General features: G+C 45.6%; 16 protein-coding genes. 13 read left to right on the top strand and 3 right to left on the bottom strand.

What is annotated here, in order from left to right; genetic code table 11:
* The first annotated feature begins 3 nt into the window (after window positions 1-3).
* On the top strand, window positions 4-1,995 hold the full coding sequence (locus tag ABDW33_RS27230) for a hypothetical protein (protein WP_343693266.1): 1,992 nt from the start codon (window positions 4-6) through the stop codon (window positions 1,993-1,995).
* A gap of 4 nt (window positions 1,996-1,999) precedes the next feature.
* Window positions 2,000-3,472 (top strand): hypothetical protein, encoded by a 1,473-nt coding sequence (locus tag ABDW33_RS27225; RefSeq protein WP_343693265.1) that lies wholly within the window; start codon window positions 2,000-2,002, stop codon window positions 3,470-3,472.
* A 29-nt stretch (window positions 3,473-3,501) separates the two neighbouring features.
* Here ABDW33_RS27225 and ABDW33_RS27220 read toward each other — a convergent pair whose 3' ends face one another.
* Window positions 3,502-4,572: an acyltransferase gene (locus ABDW33_RS27220; protein WP_343693264.1), complete on the bottom strand. Its 1,071-nt coding sequence runs from the start codon at window positions 4,570-4,572 to the stop codon at window positions 3,502-3,504.
* 124 nt (window positions 4,573-4,696) lie between these two features.
* Between ABDW33_RS27220 and ABDW33_RS27215 the strand changes: the two genes are divergently transcribed.
* The 9 genes from ABDW33_RS27215 to ABDW33_RS27175 all read left to right on the top strand — a co-directional run bounded on the left by ABDW33_RS27215 (window position 4,697) and on the right by ABDW33_RS27175 (window position 14,397).
* Window positions 4,697-5,815, top strand: coding sequence for an acyltransferase (locus tag ABDW33_RS27215; protein WP_343693263.1), 1,119 nt, complete (start codon window positions 4,697-4,699; stop codon window positions 5,813-5,815).
* Window positions 5,815-6,654 carry a TIGR02452 family protein gene (locus ABDW33_RS27210; protein ID WP_343693262.1) on the top strand — a complete coding sequence of 280 codons (840 nt, stop codon included), beginning with the start codon at window positions 5,815-5,817 and terminating at the stop codon, window positions 6,652-6,654. Before ABDW33_RS27215 ends, ABDW33_RS27210 begins: the two co-directional genes overlap by 1 nt.
* Before the next feature lie 96 nt (window positions 6,655-6,750).
* On the top strand, window positions 6,751-9,825 hold the full coding sequence (locus ABDW33_RS27205; protein WP_343693261.1) for an AsmA-like C-terminal region-containing protein: 3,075 nt from the start codon (window positions 6,751-6,753) through the stop codon (window positions 9,823-9,825).
* A gap of 84 nt (window positions 9,826-9,909) precedes the next feature.
* A complete protein-coding gene (locus ABDW33_RS27200; RefSeq protein WP_343693260.1) occupies window positions 9,910-10,482 on the top strand; it encodes a TetR/AcrR family transcriptional regulator in 573 nt (190 codons plus the stop codon).
* A gap of 64 nt (window positions 10,483-10,546) precedes the next feature.
* Window positions 10,547-11,764: an MFS transporter gene (locus ABDW33_RS27195; RefSeq protein WP_343693259.1), complete on the top strand. Its 1,218-nt coding sequence runs from the start codon at window positions 10,547-10,549 to the stop codon at window positions 11,762-11,764.
* Complete coding sequence (locus tag ABDW33_RS27190; protein WP_343693258.1) at window positions 11,761-12,309, top strand: isochorismatase family cysteine hydrolase; 549 nt, start codon at window positions 11,761-11,763, stop codon at window positions 12,307-12,309. Before ABDW33_RS27195 ends, ABDW33_RS27190 begins: the two co-directional genes overlap by 4 nt.
* Window positions 12,310-12,361: 52 nt before the next feature.
* A complete protein-coding gene (locus tag ABDW33_RS27185; protein ID WP_343693257.1) occupies window positions 12,362-13,084 on the top strand; it encodes an AraC family transcriptional regulator in 723 nt (240 codons plus the stop codon).
* A gap of 28 nt (window positions 13,085-13,112) precedes the next feature.
* The gene (locus tag ABDW33_RS27180; protein WP_343693256.1) at window positions 13,113-14,045 is read left to right on the top strand and encodes a nitrilase family protein; all 933 of its coding nucleotides are present in this window, start codon (window positions 13,113-13,115) and stop codon (window positions 14,043-14,045) included.
* A gap of 13 nt (window positions 14,046-14,058) precedes the next feature.
* A complete protein-coding gene (locus ABDW33_RS27175; protein ID WP_343693255.1) occupies window positions 14,059-14,397 on the top strand; it encodes a TfoX/Sxy family protein in 339 nt (112 codons plus the stop codon).
* A gap of 74 nt (window positions 14,398-14,471) precedes the next feature.
* On the opposite strand, the gene ABDW33_RS27170 is transcribed toward ABDW33_RS27175, so the two are convergent.
* Together ABDW33_RS27170 and ABDW33_RS27165 are read right to left on the bottom strand one after the other, a co-directional pair.
* Window positions 14,472-15,488: an endo alpha-1,4 polygalactosaminidase gene (locus ABDW33_RS27170; protein WP_343693254.1), complete on the bottom strand. Its 1,017-nt coding sequence runs from the start codon at window positions 15,486-15,488 to the stop codon at window positions 14,472-14,474.
* A gap of 207 nt (window positions 15,489-15,695) precedes the next feature.
* Complete coding sequence (locus ABDW33_RS27165) at window positions 15,696-16,601, bottom strand: helix-turn-helix transcriptional regulator (RefSeq protein ID WP_343693253.1); 906 nt, start codon at window positions 16,599-16,601, stop codon at window positions 15,696-15,698.
* Between the two features lie 68 nt (window positions 16,602-16,669).
* Between ABDW33_RS27165 and ABDW33_RS27160 the strand changes: the two genes are divergently transcribed.
* Window positions 16,670-17,041 carry an STAS/SEC14 domain-containing protein gene (locus tag ABDW33_RS27160; RefSeq protein ID WP_343693252.1) on the top strand — a complete coding sequence of 124 codons (372 nt, stop codon included), beginning with the start codon at window positions 16,670-16,672 and terminating at the stop codon, window positions 17,039-17,041.
* A gap of 311 nt (window positions 17,042-17,352) precedes the next feature.
* The coding region (locus ABDW33_RS27155; RefSeq protein ID WP_343693251.1) for an Ig-like domain-containing protein at window positions 17,353-23,565 on the top strand (6,213 nt) is incomplete at its 3' end.

Raw genomic sequence — 23,565 nt, 5'->3', positions numbered from 1 at the left:
TCCATGTACCGAATCTTATTGTTTTTGCTGCTCTCTCACCAATGGGTGTCAGGGCAGGACCACCGCGTAGCTGCTGTGGCAGATGTAAAACCGGGATTGATCAGACTGCGATGGGCGCCTTCCAGTATGGTGGGATGGGAGATGGGCATCAGATACGGTTATAATGTAGAGCGGATCACTGTAGACCGGACACCAGCTGAAGCCGTGTTATTAACGCCACTGCCCATCAGGCCGTATCCGCTGGACAAGATGGAGGCTGATAATGACAAAGTCGCTATTGTAGCAGAAGTCATTTATGGAGAGAAATTGGTCCCCGGGAAAGGGTTTGGCGCATTTTACGAAACACAGAATAAGTATGAATGGAGAATGGCCATGGCTTTGTTAGCCTGTGATCTTTCAATGCAGGCGGCCAGAAGCGCGGGGTTGTATTTTGAAGATAGAGATATCCGGGACGGGCGCCGCTATATATACCGCATCTCGGTAGCGCAGCAGCCTAAGAATATGCTTATAGACACGGCAGTAGTGATAGCGGCACCTCAGCTTTTGAGCAGGCCCCGGGAGCTGACGATCATTTGTGGAGATAAGACGGCTGATCTTGCCTGGAAACAGGATAACTATTCAGCGTATATAGTAGAGCGGGCACAGAATGGAAAGAACGAGCGTGATTTTCACCCGGTATCAGGTCTGCCCGTAGTTGCTCCTCATTTCAAAGATACGCTCCCTGATAATGACCATAGATATTCTTACAGAGTCAAAGGGATTACACCATTTGGCGACTACGGACCATACTCGGAAATCATAACCGGCATGGGCATTACAGCGGTCGCCTACAGACCAGAACTGGATACGATGATCATACAGGATAATAAATACGTTGAAATCCGCTGGTCCCTTCCGGGTGATCTGAAGGACCAGTTATCAAAGATTATGATTACCAGGGGCAGTAGTAGTAAAGGTCCATTTACCACGATCGGTACGCTAAACAGGATAAACAAGGCAGTGAATTCCTTTACAGACCATCATCCTGATGCCACGAACTATTATCGTATCAAAGGAATTACAAAACAAGGCACAGCTATATATTCATTCCCTTATTTTGCCCAGCTTACTGATACGATCCCACCTACGACGCCTGTAGGGCTGGAAGGAACAGTAGATAGTACGGGTATTGTCAGGTTGAAATGGAGGTCGAATACAGAACCTGATTTGTTGGGTTACAGGGTATTTCGTGCCAATCATCTCAAGGAGGAATTTAGCGAGGTAACAAGATCGATCTTATCAAAACGCCCCTGTAATGAGACACTTTCATTTATTGATACCATTACATTGCATACACTCACTTCAGACATTTATTATAAAATAATTGCTGTTGACAGAAACTATAATACCTCTCCCTATACCATCCCCATACAGCTACAACGCCCGGACACCATCCCTCCCTCCGCTCCCCTGTTTACTAAATCCATCAGTAATGATAGTGCCATAGTGCTTGCATGGCACAATAGTACCAGCAAAGATGTAGTGCGGTATTCACTTTTCAGCATCAATACACGAGATAGCATTCGAAAGCAGGTAGGTAGTTGGGATTCGGCTCACCTGCAAACTACATTCCATGATACCGCTGTCCGGCCAGGCAATACTTACTTCTATGAGCTACGCGTTTGGGATGCTGCAGGGAATTCCATTTGTGAAACCAGCAGCGATATCTATTTTGAACCGGGCATCCGGCCGCCGGTAAGTATCTGGAAGGCAGAGAAACAAAATAATCATATACTGTTGCGCTGGCAGTACGATGTACCGGATGTAAAGCAATATCGCATTTACCGTGCTAAAAATAATGATCCGTTTACCCTCTACGCTATACAAGACGGAGGTACAAATGAATTTCCCGACAATACCCTTTTCCTGGGCAACGTATACAAATATAAAATTTCCGCTGTGCTTCGTGGTGGTGTAAAATCTGCTATGAGTAAAGTTATTGAAGTCATTTATTAAACCTATGAAGTACTTAATTGTCTCTGTTTTGTTTGTTCAACAAGCCTATGCGCAGGCGCTCGACCAGTTAGCCATCAGGAAAGGTATCACCCTGAACGGCAGCATTCATGCCAGTACCACCGCTTACAAAGCTTTTGGCATGGAACAACGTCGTGACCCACTTACCTGGTACCTGAATGGGAATATCAATATTAATTTCTTTGGTTACGGCATGCCTTTCTCATTCAGCTATAGTAACCAGGGCACCCAATATTCGCAGCCATTTAACCAATACCGGTTCGCGCCTTCCTATAAGTGGGCCAGACTATACCTGGGTACCAGCAGCATGCAATTCTCCAATTATACATTGGCTGGTCATGTATTCAACGGGGTAGGGGTGGAGCTAACCCCCGGTAAATGGCGCATTGCAGCCATGTATGGCTCCCTGAATAAGGATATGAGACGAAATGGATATGGCGGTAAGGTAGGGTACGAGAACAACGGTAACTATTATAGTATGGCTTTCTTCAGTGCAAATGATATTTCGAATACAAATCAGACAGCTACATTTGCGCTAAAACAACGTATCACCCGGCGCATTTTCGCAGAAGCAGCATATTCTATTTCGGTACTGAACAATATCTACTACGACGCTATACAGGCAGGTATCGGCTACACAGCAGGTACCTGCGCCATCCAGCTCCGCTATGAACGTGTAGCACCAGACTATAAGACATTGGGTGCTTATGCTGTAGTCGATGATATGCGGAACATCACCGTCGCCCCAACTATGCAGCTGGCAAAAGGGAGAATAACACTCACCGCCAACGCCGGCATGCAGGTCAACAACCTCCACCACAGTAAAATGAGTGATACGCGTCGATGGGTTGCCAGTATCAACACTTCTGTTGTTCCTGATGACCATTGGGTAATCACCACGGGCTATTCGAATTTCAGCACTTTCACCCGCGTACGCCCACTTGTCGATCCTTATTTCACTAACCCGCTCGACACGTTGGATTACTACCAGGTTAACACTACTTATAACAACCTGTTAATGTATAAGATAAAAAAGAGCGCCATCACACTCAATACTTCTTTCCAGCACGCCAGCGATAAAAGTGATGCAAATGATAACCTGAGTAGTTTTCTGACAGCCAATCTGAGCTATACCTATCTGTTAGACAAACAAAACCTGTCCATCACGACCGCGTTTAATTATTACTATAACACGTCCACGGGATTAAACACTCAATTCTTCGGCCCTCATATCAACATCAGTAAACAGTTCTTTAATAAAGTCTGCAAGGCTGCACTACTTGTCACTTACAATATCACAAAGGCGGCTGCCACTCAGTCTACCCTTTTCAATACGGGTTGCACCTTTGGCTACACACCCAGGGGAAAGAAACATAACCTGGGCAGCTCACTGCTGTACCTTCAGAAAGGCGCTGTCAATGAATGGACCAGTAGCATGAACTATACGTATTCGTTTTAGGGTCGCAGGTGCCTGATAAAAATACCTAACTAGAAATCCTTTCGTAGTTTGGTCAGGTATTTCCTTACGGGTATATCATACAATGCCATTACCAGCCAGGCAAATGTAATAAGCAAGAGCAGTCCAATGACCACAATCCATGTTATATGGGTATTGTCCGGCTTATATTTACTAAGATAGTTGGCGAATGCAAACATGACCACGTAATGTGTCATATACAAAGGATAGGAGATCTTTCCCGCAAAGTTGCAGAAGGCTTTCGTTGTTGAATGCATGCCCGCACCGGCACCTAATGCTATCAGGAATGGGAAATATACCAACACTACCAGCGCTTCTGCAAGCCAGTTATATGTAAAATGCGGCATCATCAATGCTGCCAATAGCAACACAGATAGCCCTGAAAAGCCTAGCTTATTGCGGATGATCATGTTATACCGGAATACGATCATGCCAGCCAGAAAACTATATGCGATTCTGGCACCGCCCTGCCAGAAAGTTGGGCCACTCCAGCCACCCATCAGGTTACCTGCTTTGAAACTCACATAAATTATACCTGCCGCCGCCGGTATGAGCAAGGCTGCCAATAAGCGCCTGCTTAGTTTCCATAACACTACCCCATATAGGATATTCGCTATATACTCCCAAAACAAAGACCAGGAGGGCGCATTCAGGTTGAACAGGTTAAAATACCGCTCTGCCACTACAGGATAAGGGATCATTAGTATTGAACTCACAAAAAGCAGTGTCAGCTTCCAGCCATCATATGCAGCGGGCAGGGCCATAAACGGATCAAAGAGAAATGCCAGCAGGCCCAATACGGTACCTAGTATCACCAATGGATGTAAACGTATAATCCTGGAGGTAAAGAATGCTTGCAGGCCCATGTCCGCTATACGATTATCATAGGCATAGGCCATCACGAAACCGCTGAGACAGAAAAAGAAATCTACTGCCAGGAACCCATGCCCGATAAAGTTCCTGCTATAATCTGCAATGATGATCTCCATAAAGTGAAAGGTTACAACGGCAATAGCTGCCACACCTCTCAGACCGTCCAGTATTTCATAATGCTGCCTGGATTTAAGTAGATTCCCGTTCATAGCTGCCGAAAATAGGCATCCGGAATTAAAAATACAAGTTATAAATTTGCAGAATAAATGATTTGTATGCCCTTTGTTTTTATCCCAAAATTATTACCTTACCAGACTTTTATCTGAATCCGTTATGAATGCAAATGTACTCCCGTCCAAACCACACTATCAGATCCTTGATGGCCTAAGAGGTGTAGCTGCCCTGATCGTAGTTACCTTTCACATTTTTGAAGCCCATGCTACGAGTCATCTGAACCAGATCATTAATCATGGATACCTGGCTGTTGACTTCTTCTTCCTGCTTTCGGGATATGTGATCTCATATGCTTATGACGACCGCTGGCATAAAATGACCATTGGCAATTTCTTCCGCCGTCGGCTCGAAAGACTGCAACCTATGGTGATCATGGGAATGATGATCGGTGCGGCCTGTTTTTATTTCAGCGATTCACCGGCCCTGTTTCCGCAGATCCATACAGTACCTGTATGGAAACTGCTGTTAACCATGCTTATAGGATTTACCTTGCTGCCTGTTCCCGTGTCAATGGATATCAGGGGCTGGCAGGAACTGCATCCGCTGGATGGCCCGGGCTGGTCTTTATTCTATGAGTACATTGCCAATATCTTATATGCTGTAGGTGTCCGGAAATTTTCGAAAGGGCTGTTAACAGCATTGGTTATTCTTTCTGGCGCCGCGTTGATGCACTATACCGTTACCAGTCAGTCAGGTGATATTATCGGTGGCTGGTCACTCACGCCGGAGCAGATCAAAATTGGTTTTATCAGAATGATGTTCCCTTTTTTCGGAGGTCTGTTGCTCGCAAGGGTTACCAAACCTGTCCACATAAAAAATGCATTCCTTTGGTCAAGTCTGTTACTGGCGGTGATCCTGTTTATGCCAAGAATTGGCGGTGCTGCGCATTTGTGGGCGAATGGTTTATACGAAGCACTGGCTATTATCTTTATATTCCCCCTCGTGGTTTACCTTGGTGCCGGTGGGCAAACCCACAGTACAAAAGAATATAAAATATGCAAATTCCTGGGAGACATCTCTTACCCGATTTATATCACCCATTATCCATTTATTTACATTTACACAGGATGGGTCTACGACAACAGGCAGGCATCTCCGTCATTAGCTATTGGCTACGGACTGCTCACATTTGTTGTTTCCGTTCTTGTGGGCTATGCCTGTCTTAAGCTATATGACGAACCCGTGCGGGCATGGCTAAAAAAGAAATCCATTACATAATGAAGAAAACAACACGGGCAGAAAAGGCCCAGGAGACCCTGCAGATCATTGAACAGGGTTATTATCGTGTGAAAGATGAGGTGGTCAATATCAAGTCTTCCATTGCCACTATGCTCGAAGAAAGCAAATTGTATACCCCTGACGACTTCAGCTCCTTTATGCCGGCGGTAGCCGAAAAAGCTGCTTTGGCGAATGAAGTAACTTCATTCGAAGTAGTAAACACGACGGTGTTGGATGCAGCCACCACCATGATCCGTCAAAACAAAAAGATCGGTTGCCTCAATTTTGCCTCTGCGAAGAACCCCGGAGGCGGCTTTCTTGGTGGTGCCGTCGCACAGGAGGAAAGCCTGGCCATGTCATCAGCCCTATATGCCTCACTCTCAAAACATTTTGAGATGTATGAGTATAACCGGGCCAGACCTACACTACTTTATTCGGATCATATGATCTGGAGTCCGGATGTCGCCGTGTTTCGCAACGACAATGGCGAACTGCTGCCAGATCCCTATCCTGTCTCGTTCATCACCAGCCCGGCAGTGAACATAGGTGCCATCATGAATAATCGACCACACGAAAAAGCACAGGCCGGGGAGGTGATGTTACGAAGAATGGACAGGGTATTAGGTGTTTTCGTCCAACATAACATCCGGCATCTCTTACTTGGTGCCTGGGGGTGTGGGGTATTCCGAAACGATCCTAAAGATATTGCACGATACTTCGGATCTTATTTATTGGGGGATGGAAAGTACAGTAGATGCTTTAAATCAGTCGTTTTTGCAGTACTCGATAAAAGTGCCGCCACACCTAATCTGAAAGCATTTCAGGAAATTTTTACCTGAAAACAGGGAGTGTTAAAATTATTTGAAAAACAGGTGCAGGAATCTCTATCTTTGCGCCCGCAAGCGAAAACCTAATTTAACGCTCCTATACCTTTTATGCTAAGTGCCAGATTCAAGAAGTTCTCCTTGACAGCATTGAAAGTAATTTCTTTGTCTTTCGGTGGGGTAATCGTGCTACTATTCATCCTGCCTTTGCTTTTCCCAAAGGCTGTTTCAAACAAGATCAAGACCTGGGCCAACAATAGCATCACCAGTGAACTGAATTTCTCAAAGGCCAGATTATCCTTCTTTAATCATTTCCCGTCTTTAACACTTACCCTTTATGACTTTAGTCTGAAGGGATCTACACCTTTTGAACAGGATACACTCATGGTTGCTTCCGAAGTGTCATTAGGTGTAGACTTGTCTACCGTATTTTCGAAAACCATCAGGATCAATGAGATCTATCTGACAAAGGGAAATGTACATGTACAGGTAGATACAGATGGCCGGCCTAACTACAATATCTATCAATCTACAGCGCCTTCCAAAAACACGAAGGACGATACCAGTGGCGCTGCTCTACATATAGACCGCATCCAGCTGGAACATTGCCGGATCATTTACAACGACCGTTCGCTGGCATTGAATATTAAGGCAAACGATGTGAACTATGTAGGAAAAGGTGACCTTACCTCCAATAAGTTCGATCTTTATTCCGACATAGGCATTAATTCATTTGATCTCTCGTATGGAGGAGTGCCTTATATACAGTCCAAGAAACTGAAAGGTAACCTGATCACAAGAATTAATACAAAGTCGCTCGACCTTGTATTTGAAAAGAATGATCTGAAAATTAACCAGTTGCCCGTACAGTTCCAGGGGTCTTTCAGTTTCCTTCGGAACGGGTATGAGATGGACTTTCAGCTGGGGTCCGGGGCATCTACACTTGCAGCCCTGTTCAGTGCATTGCCGGCCAGGTATCTCTCCTGGATGGAGCATACCGATATTGATGGAGATGCAGAGCTCTCTGCTTCGCTGAAAGGAAAGTACATGGCAAAGGCGAACAGGATGCCTGATTTTACTTTTAAGATCAAGGTTAGAGATGGAGAGATTGCCAGTTCCGGCGCTTCCAGCAAGATTGAGAAATTAAGGCTGGACTTCATTACCCGCGTACCACAGCTAAATCCCGATCGACTTAATATTAGTTTAGACTCGTTATCATTTCAGCTGGGGCAAGGTCATCTGCTTGCAGATCTTGATATCACCAGTCTGACAAAGCCACTTGTAAAAGCCCGGATGGATGCTGATATTGATCTGGAGCAATGGACGAAAGCGATTGGCTATGATAAATTTAAACTGAAAGGGCATCTTGTGGCAACACTCAAAGCAGATGGCCGATATGTACCCAATGTAAGTGTACCTACTTTTGATTTTAAGTCTACTTTCAGTGATGGTGCATTGCAATTCGAAGATGTGCCGGAGCCGGTGAAAAACATTGGATTTGTAGTAGAGGCATACAGCCGGGATAACAGCTATACCAATGTACACCTCGACATAAGCCGCATTCATGCGCAGGCATTAAATAATTACATCCGGGGAAATGTACAGGTGAATAATGCTTACTCCCCAAATATTGATGCGAACCTGGCAGGATTGCTGCACCTGGAGGAATTGAAAAAATTCTATCCGCTTGATGGGGTCGACCTGCATGGAGATTTGAACATAAATATCAGCAGTAAAGGCACCTGGCTACCTGCACAGAAGTTGTTTCCTGTTACTATTGCCTCACTAAAAATGAACAATGGTGCGATCAGGACGAAGTACTATCCCAACCCGATCGGGAAAATCAATATAGATGCGATGCTGACTGACACCGCCGGTAATTTCAATGCGTTGAAGTTTGATATCAAACCAGTAGCTTTTGAATTTGAGGGACAGACTTTTAACCTCAAGGCAGCTGTAGATAATTTTAATGATCCGCATTATGATATCACCGCGAACGGTTCGATCGATCTGGGTAAGATCTACAAAGTACTGGGTAAGGAGGGGTATGATGTAAATGGGATGATCAAAGCAGATCTGTCCCTGCACGGTAAGCAAAGTGATGCGATGGCCGGCCAGTACGCGAAACTGAATAATAAGGGGAGTCTTACGGTGAAAGATGTGACCGTAAGGGCAAACATCTTCCCGTTGCCATTTCACATCAATGATGGTGTTTTTCGTTTCGCAGATGATAAAATGTGGTTTGATAGGTTCGACGTACACTATGGGAAGTCAGATATGCACCTCGATGGGTATCTATATAACCTGATCGGGTATATGACACAGAAAGACCAGCCCTTACAGGGGCAAATGGATCTGAAGAGTCATTATATACAGGTGGATGAGTTAGCTGCTTACACGGGTAATAATGATCCGGCTGATGCAGGGGCGGGAATGCCCGGTGTGGTAGTCATTCCCGGCAATGTAGCGTTGACGGTTAATGCGGCAGCTGACCGGGTGAATTATAGTAGCATAGACCTGCATCGTTTTCATGGAACATTGGCGATAGCAAATGGTACGCTGACTATGAGCAATACCGGTTTCAATATAATAGATGCCGCGGTGGTCATGGATGCACAGTATACAAGCCTGAGTCCCAAACGCGCACAATTCGATTTCAGGATCAATGCGAAGGAGTTTGATATCAGGCGGGCATATAAGGAAATTAAGCTGTTCCACGATATGGCTACATCTGCGTCGTCAGCCAGTGGGGTGGTCGGATTAGCGTATCACGTCAATGGACGCCTGGATGAAAATATGAAGGTATCGTATCCTTCCCTGACAGGTGAAGGCGTGCTGACATTGAAAAAGATTAAGCTGAAAGGGTTTAAGTTGTTGAATACAGTCGGTAGTAAGACGGGCCGGGAGGATTTGAAAGATCCCGGACTTTCTGAAGTTAACATCCGTAGTTCAATTGCTAACAATATTATTACGATTGAGCGGACAAAGCTGCGTATAGCAGGCATGCGCCCGCGCTTTGAAGGGCAGGTGAGCTTTGATGGGCGTTTGAACCTGAAGGGGCGTGTAGGATTGCCGCCGCTGGGGATCTGGGGGATACCATTCAATGTGACAGGTACACAGCATAATCCCGTTGTGAGGTTAGGAAAGAACAAAGACATGGATTTACAGGAAGGAAAAGAAGAGTAATTCAGTCTTATGACAGTTGGTGACTAAATGTTATTTTGGACATTTATTGTCTAAATGTCGAAAATAACATTACCTTTGTATCATATGCCGGAAGATATAATACAACAACAGATTCTGCAGGCGGCCCTGCAGCTATTTCAAAAACATGGTTATCAGAAGGTAACCATGGATGATGTAGCGAAGGCCATTGGCAAGGGGAGGAGCTCGTTGTATTATTATTATAAGAACAAGGATGAGGTGTTTGATGCCGTGATGAGCGCGCAGGTAGATGAGATCATAGGTGAGATCACCCGGGTGGTCGACAGGGAGCAGACAGTGGAGGGCAAGTTACGTGCCTATGGCGTTACCAAAATAAAGATCGGTCGTAAGCGGGGTTCCTTCTTTGATGCATTGGAAACAGGGATGAATGCAGATGAGATTTCGGTTTACACGCAACGCAAGCGGGTCATTCAGAAGAAGATCCGGAAAGATGAGGCGACCTTACTGAACCGCATTCTTGCAGCCTATGACTCCGTGGAGAAGGAAACAGTCATTTTTGTATTTACAAGTAGTTTACGCGGCATCAGGCGTGAATTCTCTTTAGATAATAGTTATGCACGTATGGAACCAGCTATCGATATGCTGGTACGTATGACAATGCTGGCCCTGAAAGGCTAGCTTTTTTTTTCTCTTATTTTCGACACTTTGCCGAATTGTGTCGAAAGGTCAATGTTTTTTACGTATGTTACAGGCTGGAAAAGGCAACGCGTTCAGGGCATTTCGCAATAGGAATTATGCTTTGTTTTTTTATGGTCAGTCGATCTCTCAGATTGGTACCTGGATGCAAAGGACCGCTGTGAGCTGGGTAGTGTATGCGATGACCCACTCCGCTTACATGTTGGGGCTGGCGGTGTTTATGCAGCAGTTTCCCTCGTTTTTGTTTTCATTGGTGGGAGGCATTGCATCGGATAGGTACAGTCGCCGGAAAATTTTGCTCATCACGCAGACGGCTTCATTGATTCAGTCAGCTTTGCTGGCAATACTCACTTTCAGCGGCCATTACCAGGTATGGCAGATCCTGGCATTGAGTGTCGTACTTGGCATTGTGAATGCATTTGATACGCCTGCCAGGCAACCGATGGTACATGAGCTGGTCAATAATAAGGAAGATATCACCAATGCACTGGCCCTGAATTCGGCCATGGTAAATATTGCGCGGTTAATAGGGCCGGCATTGTCGGGAATTGTATTGCAGGCATATGGTGCACATACCTGTTTTGCGGTGAATGCTTTCAGTTTTCTGGCGGTGATAGGTTCTTTGCTACTGATGCATTTACCGCCATTTGTCGTGCCTTTGCACAAAAAGGATGCGCTGACGGAATTGTCAGAAGGGTTTGCGTATCTCCGGCAGACTCCTCGCATCGGGGTCATTATTATCCTGATCCTGTGTATGGCTTTTTGGGTCCTGCCTTACGATACATTGATGCCTGTATTTGCAAAAGTGATCTTTTCGGGTAATGCCCGCACTTTTGGATATATCGCCAGTGCAGTAGGAGCTGGTTCTATTGCCGGAAGTTTATTCCTGGCGTCGTTGAAGAAAGGGGAGCAACTGGCGGCCATATTGCTGGTGAGCATTGTGATATTGGGGATTGGATTAATCGGTTTTTCCCGCTGCACTTCTTTTTATGCAGGTATGCCATTTGCCGTGATTATCGGGTTGGCATCGCTCGTGCCGATGACGGCCAGTATCACGATTATACAGGTAGAGGCTGCCGCCCATATGCGGGGTAGGGTCATGAGCTATGTGGCGATGGCATATTTTGGTATGCTGCCGTTAGGAAGTTTATTGGCGGGCACCGTTTCACAAAAGATATCAGCGCCGCTGACCATGTTGATACAGGGAGGCATTGCGCTTGTCATTGCATTCATATTTTCAAACTATCTCAAATTTAAGAAATGAGTAACACTGCTTTATTAGTAATGGACATGCAGTCTGCCATGCTCAGCACATTAGGTATGGGTGCTGCGGTAACTGCCAATGTAGCAAAGGCGATCGCCAGCGCACGGAGTAAAGGCATTCCGGTCATATATGTAGTAGTAGGTTTCAGACCTGGTGCGCCAGAGATCAGTGACAGGAACAAGGGCTTTAGTGCAGCAAAACAGATGTTCGGGAACATCGCTCCCGCTGATTTTATGAAAATACATCCCGATGTGGAACCACTGGAGAATGAAGTCGTGGTGGTAAAACGTCGTGTAAGTGCATTTACCGGTAGTGATCTGGAGGTTGTGCTGCGGGCCTTTAACATTCAACATCTGGTATTGACAGGCATTGCGACCGGCGGAGTTGTATTGTCTACCCTAAGGGAAGCGGCAGATAAAGATTTCGAGATTTCTGTGTTGGCCGATGCCTGTGCTGACCGGGAAGAAGAGGTGCATGAATTCCTGACGGCAAAGATCTTTCCAAGACAGGCTGAGGTGCTGACTGTGGCAGAGTGGAGTAAGTAACGCCGAAAGAGGCTACCTGGCACAGGTAGTCTCTTTTTGTTATATTTACAGTATGCAGGTGTTGCCTTCCATATCGCTCCGCCCATTTATCCGGCATTATCTTTTTATAGAGAATGCTGTGCGCACGCCTATTCGTTTCTTTTCTGACGGTAATCCGGGTATTGTATTTTGCAACGGAGAGATCATCCTGGACCAGGAATATTTACCTGCTGCATTTGCTTACGGGCAGATCACCCGGTACAAAGATCTGTATTATTCCGGTTCCCTGTTGATCGTGGTATTCCGGCCATATGGACTGCACGCGTTGACAGGGATTCCAGCTACAGAGCTGAACGATCAGTTTGTAGACCTGTCGCTCATTTTTAAGCAACCGCCTACAAGGGAAACGGTCGATGCATTCTTTACCTCCCTGCAACAGCATACCTGTTCCCTTACACAGGCCACTATTGACTATATCGATCAGCAGAGAGGGCAGTTGTCTATGGTACAGTTGCAGCATTTCACCGGTTATCAGGAACGGCAGCTGGAGCGGCGGTTTAAAGCCAGTGTGGGGATCAGTCCTACCAGGTACTGCAAGATTGTAAGAACGCATACTTTTCTGAAATCGCTGAAGAAGGAAGAAAAGATCACCCCGGTTGTATTTGAAAATGGATATTGTGATCAGTCGCATGCCATCAAGGATTTTAAGAAACTCACCGGCCTCACGCCCCGACATTATCTGCATCATAATTTTCCACTGGCCAGCAATTTTCTAAGTCGGAATTGTACAATTTAATGTTCTGCTCTCCGGGTACCTTCGTCCCATGAAAGTCACTACCGTACAATTCGAACATCGCAGCGGAGATAAAAGCTATAACCTCTCTGTGATTGAGCAACACGCTGCTGCAGCGGGGTCGGATCTCATCGTATTTCATGAGTGCGCAGTTACCGGCTATACATTTGCCCGCCATTTATCCAGGGAGCAGCTCTGGGAGCTGGCAGAGCCGATTCCTTCAGGAACGTCCGTCAGGGCACTGACAGAGATAGCGGGGAAATATAATATTGCTATAGCGGCCGGATTATTTGAAAGAGAGAACGATCGTATCTATAAAGCATATGTGTGCGTAGATAAAACCGGGCTGCTGGCAAAGTTCAGGAAACTACATCCCTTTATTAATCCGCACCTCACACCCGGCAATGAATACTGTGTATTCGATCTGTACGGCTGGAAGGTTGGTATACTGATCTGTTACGACAATAATATCATTGAAAATGTAAGAGCGACCCGCCTGTTGGGGGCAGAAATTATATTGATGCCGCATGTTACAATGGGTACACCATCCACACGCCCGGGAGCAGGTTTTATAAACCCGGAATTGTGGGCAAACAGGGTGGTTGATCCTACCAGTCTCCGGATAGAATTCGATGGCTTAAAGGGGCGGAAATGGCTCATGAAATGGTTGCCCGCCAGGGCCTATGACAATGGTATATATTGTGTATTTGCAAACCCTATAGGGATGGATGATGATCAGCTCAGGAATGGATGTGCTATGATCATCGATCCCTTTGGAGATGTTATTGCGGAATGCAGGGCGCTTGGCAATGATATGGCGACTGCTGTGCTGACCAGGGAGAAGTTAGTACAGGCTGGCGGACACCGTTACATAGCAGCCAGAAGGCCTGAATTATACAGGGAGATTATTGGTGCTGCGCATATCTCTTCACAGCAGGTGGTATGGTTGCCGCCGGGAAAATAGTTACCTTCCATGCATGGATAATGAATTACTTGCAAACCGTATTCGCGAACGGCTGGAAGATCTCTCCAATCTGAAGGAAATCCGTATGATGGGTGGGTTAGCCTTCCTGTATAATGATAAAATCCTGGTGGGTGTTTACAAGGGTGATATGATGGTGCGTATAGATCCTGCTCAACAGGATGAAGTGTTGGAACGGAATGGATGCCGGCCAATGGAATTGGGCCGTCCTATGAAAGGGTACGTGCTGGTTGATGAGACGGGGATGAGAACGAAGGCAGACTTCGATTACTGGATCCAATTGGCACTGGCTTATCATCCATTGGCAAAATCAGCAAAGAAGAAAAAAAAATAAGAGACCAGCTTTGTCGTAAGCGGTCTCTTATTTTTTGTATGCCTGAAGTCTTCTCAGGAATTCAGGCGTGCGAGTTACTTTTCGTAGTATTCAAACGCATCGATAATGTCGAGATATACCCCATCAAATCCGGCATCCAATATCTTTTGGGTATAAGAACTATCATTGCCATAGATGATCTTCTGCCAGTCGCTATACCAGTACTTCACTTTATAATTTCCCGGCCAGTCGGGATTTACGGCGTCTAACCAGGCTGGTTTGGTACTGGTCCATTTTGTTTGCCAATAATACCTGTAGTCTTCTGCTTCACCGATAGACATGTAAGATATGACAAGCCTGGTACCTCCATTGGCTTTCATTTTAAGTGCCGCAAGTTCCGCAGCGGTAAAGGCAGTTTTATCAAAATACAGATCGGTGATCAGCAGGTCATAGTTCGTTGCTTTTACCGCATTGATAAAAGCGGTTTTAGAACTAAACTTACCGGCGGGATCTATGAGGTAGAGGAAATTCTTAACCTGGTCCATGCTGGTGACAGCGGTGGTATTCTCCGCGTAAATGGGAGACGGGAAAGCAGGAATATCGTCCAGTCCGCGGGAATCGGCGGCAAAGCTGATATATCCCTGTGCATGATTCTTTGTATAAGAATCCGTCATCCTGGAATGTGTAGCGCAATAGTCTGTAACGAGGATGGTATTACCTGCATTTTTTGAGATCTTCAGGAGTGGATTCAGGTAGTTGATGGTTGAAGTAGGTGTAGCTACATCATCGTCATCATATCCATAATAAAGGTCTTCCTGGCCGTTGGCATCAATCGCGTTCAGGTAGGCGGTATCCGGAGTGCCGGTGCTCTCGCCGTTTTTCGTCACCAGCTCAATGCCGTTTTGTGGTACTACAATAAATCCTGCATGGGCGGCTTTTGCATATTTACTGATGCCAATGACAAAGTTACGCATAGCTTGTTTGTAATCGCTGGTAGCAGTATCGACAGCTGCACTGTCTTTGTTGGATCCTGTGTTTGTATCAGTATCATTGTTCTTGCTACATGCGCTTAAGGCGAAAAGCGCAAATGGAATCAACAGTATAGGTTTCATAAAAATATGGTGATGGTGATCCGGTAAAATTAGCCGAAATTTTTCTATCCAAAATAGGGGCGGGGGATTTAACAAAACATTGGGAGCATGCTGCTGATGATTGTCAACGACTTGAGTTGAAATAAATAGTGTTTTCACGGAAGATTCCCTGCGTGATTCTGTCGCAGGTTGCAAAATTCAAATCTTATACTGATAGAAAATGGCTTGTCACGCTCTGAAGGCGATGGGGGACAGGCTGGTTTGTTTTCTGAAGAAATTGGAGAAATGGGCAACTTCTTCAAAACCCAGGCAATACCCGATTTCCGAGATGGTCCAGCTGGTTTGCCTGAGGAGGATCTTAGCTTCCTGTGTAATCCGGCTGCTAATGAGGTCAGTAGTTGTTCTGCCGGTCTGTTCTTTTAGTACTTTGTTGAGGTGGTTCACATGGATGGCGAGTCGGTCTGCATAGTCTTTAGGAGTGCGTAACTGTAATTGCTGCCGGGTAGATTCAATGGGAAATTGTCTTTCCAGCAGTTCCACAAAGAGGGATGACACCCTGGAACCGGCATTATGCGTAGGATAAAGGGCTGTGGTAGGCTGTAACTTCTGTCCGTAGTGAATCAGTTCAATGATATAATTACGGAGCAGGTCATATTTATAAGCGTAGTTGGATGACATTTCTTTGATCATCTTTTTGAAAATGGTCAGTATTTCGTCTTTTTCTTCTGCTGTGACTTCGAATACCGGGTAGCCGCCTGATTTGAAAATGGGTAGATCTTCCAGTATGAGCCCTGTTTTGGAGGGTGTCATGAACTCTTCGGTAAAGATGCAGAAATTACCAGCCTGCGCGGAGTCCTGCGGGATCCAGTTGTAAGGGATCTTAGGCGTGGAAAAGATCAGCGCACTCTTTTCAATATCGATCACCTTATCAGCATATTCTGCCCGGTTGCGGCCGATAATGAGATTGATCTTATAAAAGGCCCTTCTGTTGTAGGGCATGGTGGCTGTTCTTTTATGGATGGCTAAAACCTCCGCTACATCAAATACGTTGAAATGACCTATCTCCCTGCTGATTGTATCAGGCAGGGGCATATTTTTATCTTCGTAGAATTCGGCGACAGAAATAATCTTCATGGTTGTAAAATTCAAATATACAATAAATGTAGGCAAGACTTTTGTACCAGTGCCTGTAAAAGAAACTGATGATTGAGATTCTTCCATCCATGCCCAATAATATGGTCGGCTTCAGAGCCACCGGCGAAGTAACGCAGGATAACTTTTTGAATATAGTAGACCCTGTGGTAAGGGAGCTGGTAGCCCGTACAGGAGAGTTGAACTACCTGATGATCATAGAGACCCCGTTAAAAAACTGGACCATGGGTGCATGGTTGCAGGATGCATTACTGGGGGTAATGGAAATATCCAAATGGAACCGGGTAGCGATTGTGTCCGGATCGGATCTGCTGAATAAATTTACGGATGTGTTCAGCATTTTTGTACCCGGTACGTTCAGAGGCTTTCCTGCGGAAGACTTCAGTAGTGCGGTACAATGGGTGGCTACCGGGCAGGAATAACCTTACGGCCTGCAAATCAATTCAAGCACCAAATTATTTTTTAAATATATACGACAAATATTTATATATTTGCCCTTTAGGTAATTGTTAAGCCTGTAATCTGTACGAAATATTACGGGTTAGCTTTACACAAAAACGCATTGTTCAGTAAAAATTCGCATTGTTCGTGATGTCATCTTCATCACCCGTATTTTCTTTGGGCCAAGGTATGTCCTGACCACATCTATGGTACAACAACATCACCTGAAATCTATGAAATTTACTGGCTTCACGTTCGCGCACTTTTTCGCATACCTATGAAAGAAAATTTCATGAAAGTAGCGTTAAGCATTTGTTTCTGCTTAATAGCGTTCCCATTTCTGGCAAAGGGCCAGTTACCTTTTAGTCCGTGTAGTCCCAGCGGAGGTAAAAGGGCCGATGTATTGGGGGTTGAAACCAAATACAGAGCGCCCGGTGGCGCGGCGCCTACATTTACAATTCCTACAGGTACCAAGTCCATCGCGGTATATGTTTCCTCCGAAACAGGTATTACTTCCGGTGTTTCCGATTACGATCAGGGAGATGAGGACTTTATCACTATCAATGCCATCATTGATGTGGGCAACAGAACTTCTTCCGGCTATGTAAACTATGCGAAGAACACCAATACTGACGGTTCTGGTACAAACGTATATGGATGGAAGAATGCTGCGCTCGGTGATACCATTCCCCAGGCAAGTAAGATAGGGGATGCGTTACCTTACCTCAATAACGTGAAATTTTCTATCTCAGGCAATACACTGACGATCGCAGAAAATGCAAACGGTATCCATTCCTCTTATTATGTGGAATACCTTTCTCCTTATAATAACTCTTTAAGTCCCCTGGACCCTCAGATCAGAGCATTGTTGCACGGTACCACCACAACAAACACTGATCTGAGTATTCCCATTCCTACGGGTGCTGAAATTGTGTTCATTTCTGCAAAGGGTACGAACTCCAGCTATACAGATCTGAATACAACATCTGGTACGGAAGAGGGGTATGCAAATATGCGTTTTGGTATTGACCTGACAGCGGGTACGCTGAATGGTTTTGTGACATTGGCGAATGGTGGTTCTGTTACAAGAAGATCTACTTATGTGGTGAGCAACAAAGCCGTGACGTCTACAAGTGACATGGTGTCTTCCGGCAAAATTACAGGTGATTATACCGGCAAGCTTACGACCGATGGAGCGGTGGGTTTATATAATCCTAAAATTTATGTATCTGGCAACAACCTGATAATAAAAAGAGATGCAAATTATGCTCGGGATTTTGATGATGCATATGTGGTCGAGTTTTATTCACGGGTAGGACTGGGTATGAGCACGGAGTTCATCGATTCTGATATCGCAGCCATTCTTGACGGTAGTTATACCTGGGGAGCAAAGCGCACCTTTACCATTCCTTCCGGTACGAACTTTATATATTTTAATGAAACGGGTAATGCGGTAAATACAGATAGGGAAAGTAATGAAAACTCCCTGGCAGCGTACGGCTATATTGATCTGACGGCTGCTACCGTGACAGGTTACTTTTACCAGCAGGTGGGATTGAGTGGTACTACCCGAAGAGATGACAACTATGCGTTTAAGAATGTTCCACTAGATAGTACCAGTACGCGTAACGCTTCTGGTACAGTTGGTTTTAAAAACACGGGGGCAGTATATGATATCAGCTTCTTCCTCTCTGCCGATAAGAGTCAGCTGACAGTGATCAATAAAACAGGTCTGGCGAATCCAAGTTACCAGTTCCTGTTGTCATGTGATTATTACGGATCGCGTCCGGATGTGGCATTTAGTACAACATCGGGGATCAGCTTTGCCAAAGGCGGTTCCTGTAACATTGTAAAGGCTACTGTGAATGTATGTAATCCCGGTTCGGGTAACAGTAGTGGTGGTATGCCGGTATCATTTTATTCCGGAGACCCGACTACAGATCCTTCTTCTATATTATTATATACAGGTACGTTCAACCAGGATATCCCACAGGGAGAGTGCCGTACATTTACGTTTAATCTGGACCTGAGCAGTTTTAGCAATGTGAATATTCCGCTGTCAATGGTACTGAATGACAATGGCTCATTTGTATCTGGTGGGGTAGGCCATGTAGTAGGTACGCCTTTCACACTGGCAAGTCTGGCGAATCAGAACAGTAAATATAAAGAGTGTTATTACGACAACAACCTGATCTCTGCACAAATTGCAGTGAACAATTGTCCTGTCGTAAATCTTGATCTTGATAGCAGTTCGGGTGCGACTAAGCGGAACTTTATTAATTATTTCTCAGCGGGTAGTGCTACCGGTGCGAATATCGCGGATAATGATGTGACGGTGTCCGATCCGGATGGAGATAATATTTCCAGTGCAAAGATCGTACTGACGAATGATCAGGATGGTGCCAGTGAGTACCTGATCCTGAATGGTACGTTGCCTTCCGGTATTACCATTACCGGTGCAAATACAGATACCATTCGTCTGACAGGTGTGGCCAGTGCCGCGGCATATGCGAACGCATTGAAGCTGATCCAGTATATGAATACGAAAGGAACACCGAACACCACGACCCGTACGATCACTGTTGAGGTGAATGATGGGAAGGAAACCGGTCCGGCTTCTACGACCAGTATTTATATATTGACGTCACCGAGAGTGAATGTAACGGGTAATGGTTCTTCCATTGCAGATAATAAAACGACCACATCGACCACAGATGGTACTAATTATGGTGTGTTGACGTCTACGGGTGGGGCAGTGAATGCGACTTTTATTGTGCAGAACATTGGAACCGGTACGATCACCCTTACTGGTACACCCAGGGTAGCGATCAGTGGAGATGCCGGGTTTAGCGTAACGGCACAGCCTTCAGGAACCAGTATTACAAGTGGGTCGGGTTTGAATTTTGTAGTGACATTTAATCCGGCATCACATGCGATTGGTACTTATACGGCGGTCGTTACTATTAAGAATAATGATAGTAATACGGATCGTGCTTCGTATTCCTTTACAGTATCTGCGGTAGTGAATAATCTGCCGACGGTATCAGACAATAGTGTGTCAGGACCGGAAGATAATGCGCTGACATTTACTGCGGCAAATTTCACCAGTGTTTATACGGATCCTGATGGCACAGCGTTGTCGAAGATCAGGATCGTGAGTTTGCCATTGAATGGTAGTTTCAAGTTGAATGGAACGAATATTACATTAGGGCAGGAGATCGTGGCGGCAGATCTGGCTAGTATTGTATTTACACCGACGGCGAACTGGAATGGAACAACTTCTTTCCAGTGGAATGGTTCGGATGGAACGTCTTATGCTACTGCTCCGGCTACTATGACGATAAATATCACACCGGTAAATGATGCACCTACTATGTCATTGCCAACAGGTTTGGCAGTAACAGAGGATATACCGGCTTCATTGAAGGACGTATCTTTTGCAGATGTGGATGCAGGAACCGGATCGGTGTCGGCGACATTTACAGTGCCTACGGGGTGGTTCAATGCGGCTACAGTAGCGGGTGTTACGGTTACCGGTGCGGGTACTAACAATGTTACCCTGTCAGGAACTTTGTCTGCTATAAATAGTTATATCTCAGGAGGCAACCTGACTTATGCTGCCTCACATACACCTCCGGCGACAGAGACTATTACGGTAGTAATCTCTGATAATGGCAATACAGGCGCGGGAGGTATTAAAACGGCGACTGGTACGATATCGTTGGGAATAACAGCGGTGAATGATGCACCGACTGGTCCTGATACAAATGAGGAGGTGAATCAGGATACGGAGTTAGATAGTAAAGTGACAGCGACGGACCTGGATGGTGATGCGATGACTTTTGCGAAGGCCGGCAATCCATCTCATGGAACGGTGACAGTGAATAGTGACGGTACATATCAATATATGCCGGCTGCGGGCTATGTGGGTACAGATAAGTTTACTGTGACGGTGAGTGATGGACATGGCGGTTCTTCGGTGATCACGGTGAATATTACAGTAAAGAAATTGAATCATGCACCGGTGGCGGTAAATGATAATTATACATTGGCTGAGGATGTACCTTATACAGGTAATGTGTTAACCAATGATACTGATGTAGATGGGGATGCATTGACGGCTTCGTTAATAGTTGCACCGGTGAAGGGTACGGTCGTGTTGAATGCGGATGGCAGTTTTACTTATACGCCTGACGCGGATTATAATGGTTTGGATAGCCTGAAGTACCGCGTGTGTGATAATGGGTCGCCGGGTATGTGTGATACTGGTACGGTTATCTTTACAGTGACAGCTGTGAACGATGCTCCGGTAGCAGTGAATGATGCCGTGACGGTTACAGAAGATACACCTGCGACAGGTAATGTACTGACTAATGATACGGATGTAGAAGGCGATGCATTGACCGCTTCATTGTTGGTTGCGCCAGTAAACGGTACAGTTGTATTGAATGCAGATGGTAGCTTTACTTATACGCCTAACGCGGATTATAATGGTTTGGATAGCTTGAAGTACCGCGTGTGCGATAATGGGTCGCCGAGTATGTGTGATACTGGTACTGTTATCTTTACGGTAACAGCTGTGAATGATAATCCATCAGGATCAAATACAACAGAAACAACAAATGAGGATACGCCACTGAACAGTCATGTAACTGCAACCGATGTAGATGGGGATGTAATGACTTACAGCAAGGGCACTGATCCAGCCCATGGTACAGTAGTAGTAAACAGCGACGGTACATATACCTATACACCAGCTGCTGACTACAATGGTCCGGACAGCTTCACCATTGCCCTGAGTGATGGCAAAGGCGGAACAGGTAGTATCACTGTAAACATCACAGTGAATCCTGTGAATGACAATCCAACAGGACCAAATACAACAGAAACAACCAATGAGGACACCCCACTGAACAGTCACGTAACTGCAACCGATGTTGATGGCGATGTGGTGACGTATTCAAAAGGCACAGATCCAGCCCATGGTACAGTAGTAGTAAACAGCGATGGTACATATACCTATACCCCAGCTGCTGACTACAATGGTCCGGACAGCTTCACAGTGGCGTTGAGTGATGGCAAAGGCGGAACAGGCAGCATCACTGTAAACATCACAGTGAATCCTGTAAATGACAATCCAACAGGACCAAATACAACAGAAACAACCAATGAGGATACCCCACTGAATAGTCACGTAACTGCAACCGATGTAGATGGAGATGTAGTGACCTATTCTAAAGGCACTGATCCTGCTCATGGTACAGTAGTAGTAAACAGCGACGGTACATATACCTATACCCCAGCTGCTAACTACAATGGTCCGGATAGCTTCACTGTTGCGCTGAGCGATGGTAAAGGTGGAACAGGCATTATCACTGTAAACATCACAGTGAATCCTGTGAATGACAATCCAACAGGCTCAAATACAACAGAAGTCACCAATGAGGATACCCCGCTGAACAGTCATGTAACTGCAACCGATGTAGATGGAGATGTAGTGACCTATTCTAAAGGCACTGATCCTGCTCATGGTACAGTAGTAGTAAACAGCGACGGTACATATACCTATACCCCAGCTGCTAACTACAATGGTCCGGATAGCTTCACTGTTGCGCTGAGCGATGGTAAAGGTGGAACAGGCATTATCACTGTAAACATCACAGTGAATCCTGTGAATGACAATCCAACAGGCTCAAATACAACAGAAGTCACCAATGAGGATACCCCGCTGAACAGTCATGTAACTGCAACAGATGTAGATGGTGATGTGGTGACTTATTCTAAAGGCACAGATCCAGCACATGGTACAGTAGTAGTAAACAGTGACGGTACATATACCTATACCCCAGCTGCTGACTATAATGGTCCGGACAGCTTCACTGTTGCGCTGAGTGATGGTAAGGGCGGAACAGGCAGCATCACTGTAAACATCACAGTGAACCCTGTAAACGACAATCCAACAGGACCAAATACAACGGAAGTCACCAATGAGGATACCCCGCTGAACAGTCACGTAAGTGCAACCGATGTAGATGGTGATGTGGTGACCTATTCTAAAGGTACCGATCCAGCACATGGTACAGTAGTAGTAAACAGCGATGGTACATATACCTATACACCAGCTGCTGACTATAATGGTCCGGATAGCTTCACAGTTGCATTGAGCGATGGTAAGGGCGGAACCGGCAGCATCACTGTAAACATCACAGTGAATCCTGTAAACGATAATCCGACAGGACCAAATACAACAGAAACAACCAATGAGGATACGCCACTGAATAGTCACGTAACTGCAACCGATGTTGATGGCGATGTGGTGACGTATTCTAAAGGCACAGATCCTGCCCATGGTACAGTAGTAGTAAACAGCGACGGTACATATACCTACACCCCAGCTGCTGACTATAATGGTCCGGACAGCTTCACAGTGGCGTTGAGTGATGGCAAAGGCGGAACAGGCAGCATCACTGTAAACATCACAGTGAATCCTGTAAATGACAATCCA

The organism is Chitinophaga sp. (assembly GCF_039596155.1).
In the GTDB taxonomy this organism is placed as follows: domain Bacteria; phylum Bacteroidota; class Bacteroidia; order Chitinophagales; family Chitinophagaceae; genus Chitinophaga.
Note: the sequence above shows the minus strand (reverse complement) of the source record. Positions and strands in the feature narration are given on the sequence as shown.

Coding starts and splice junctions, on each gene's coding strand:
- ABDW33_RS27180 (WP_343693256.1), top strand. CDS start 13,113: ATGAAAGTCACTACCGTACAATTCGAACATCGCAGCGGAGATAAAAGC.
- ABDW33_RS27200 (WP_343693260.1), top strand. CDS start 9,910: ATGCCGGAAGATATAATACAACAACAGATTCTGCAGGCGGCCCTGCAG.
- ABDW33_RS27190 (WP_343693258.1), top strand. CDS start 11,761: ATGAGTAACACTGCTTTATTAGTAATGGACATGCAGTCTGCCATGCTC.
- ABDW33_RS27160 (WP_343693252.1), top strand. CDS start 16,670: ATGATTGAGATTCTTCCATCCATGCCCAATAATATGGTCGGCTTCAGA.
- ABDW33_RS27210 (WP_343693262.1), top strand. CDS start 5,815: ATGAAGAAAACAACACGGGCAGAAAAGGCCCAGGAGACCCTGCAGATC.
- ABDW33_RS27185 (WP_343693257.1), top strand. CDS start 12,362: ATGCAGGTGTTGCCTTCCATATCGCTCCGCCCATTTATCCGGCATTAT.
- ABDW33_RS27165 (WP_343693253.1), bottom strand. CDS start 16,601: ATGAAGATTATTTCTGTCGCCGAATTCTACGAAGATAAAAATATGCCC.
- ABDW33_RS27220 (WP_343693264.1), bottom strand. CDS start 4,572: ATGAACGGGAATCTACTTAAATCCAGGCAGCATTATGAAATACTGGAC.
- ABDW33_RS27195 (WP_343693259.1), top strand. CDS start 10,547: ATGTTACAGGCTGGAAAAGGCAACGCGTTCAGGGCATTTCGCAATAGG.
- ABDW33_RS27205 (WP_343693261.1), top strand. CDS start 6,751: ATGCTAAGTGCCAGATTCAAGAAGTTCTCCTTGACAGCATTGAAAGTA.
- ABDW33_RS27175 (WP_343693255.1), top strand. CDS start 14,059: ATGGATAATGAATTACTTGCAAACCGTATTCGCGAACGGCTGGAAGAT.
- ABDW33_RS27215 (WP_343693263.1), top strand. CDS start 4,697: ATGAATGCAAATGTACTCCCGTCCAAACCACACTATCAGATCCTTGAT.
- ABDW33_RS27230 (WP_343693266.1), top strand. CDS start 4: ATGTACCGAATCTTATTGTTTTTGCTGCTCTCTCACCAATGGGTGTCA.
- ABDW33_RS27170 (WP_343693254.1), bottom strand. CDS start 15,488: ATGAAACCTATACTGTTGATTCCATTTGCGCTTTTCGCCTTAAGCGCA.
- ABDW33_RS27225 (WP_343693265.1), top strand. CDS start 2,000: ATGAAGTACTTAATTGTCTCTGTTTTGTTTGTTCAACAAGCCTATGCG.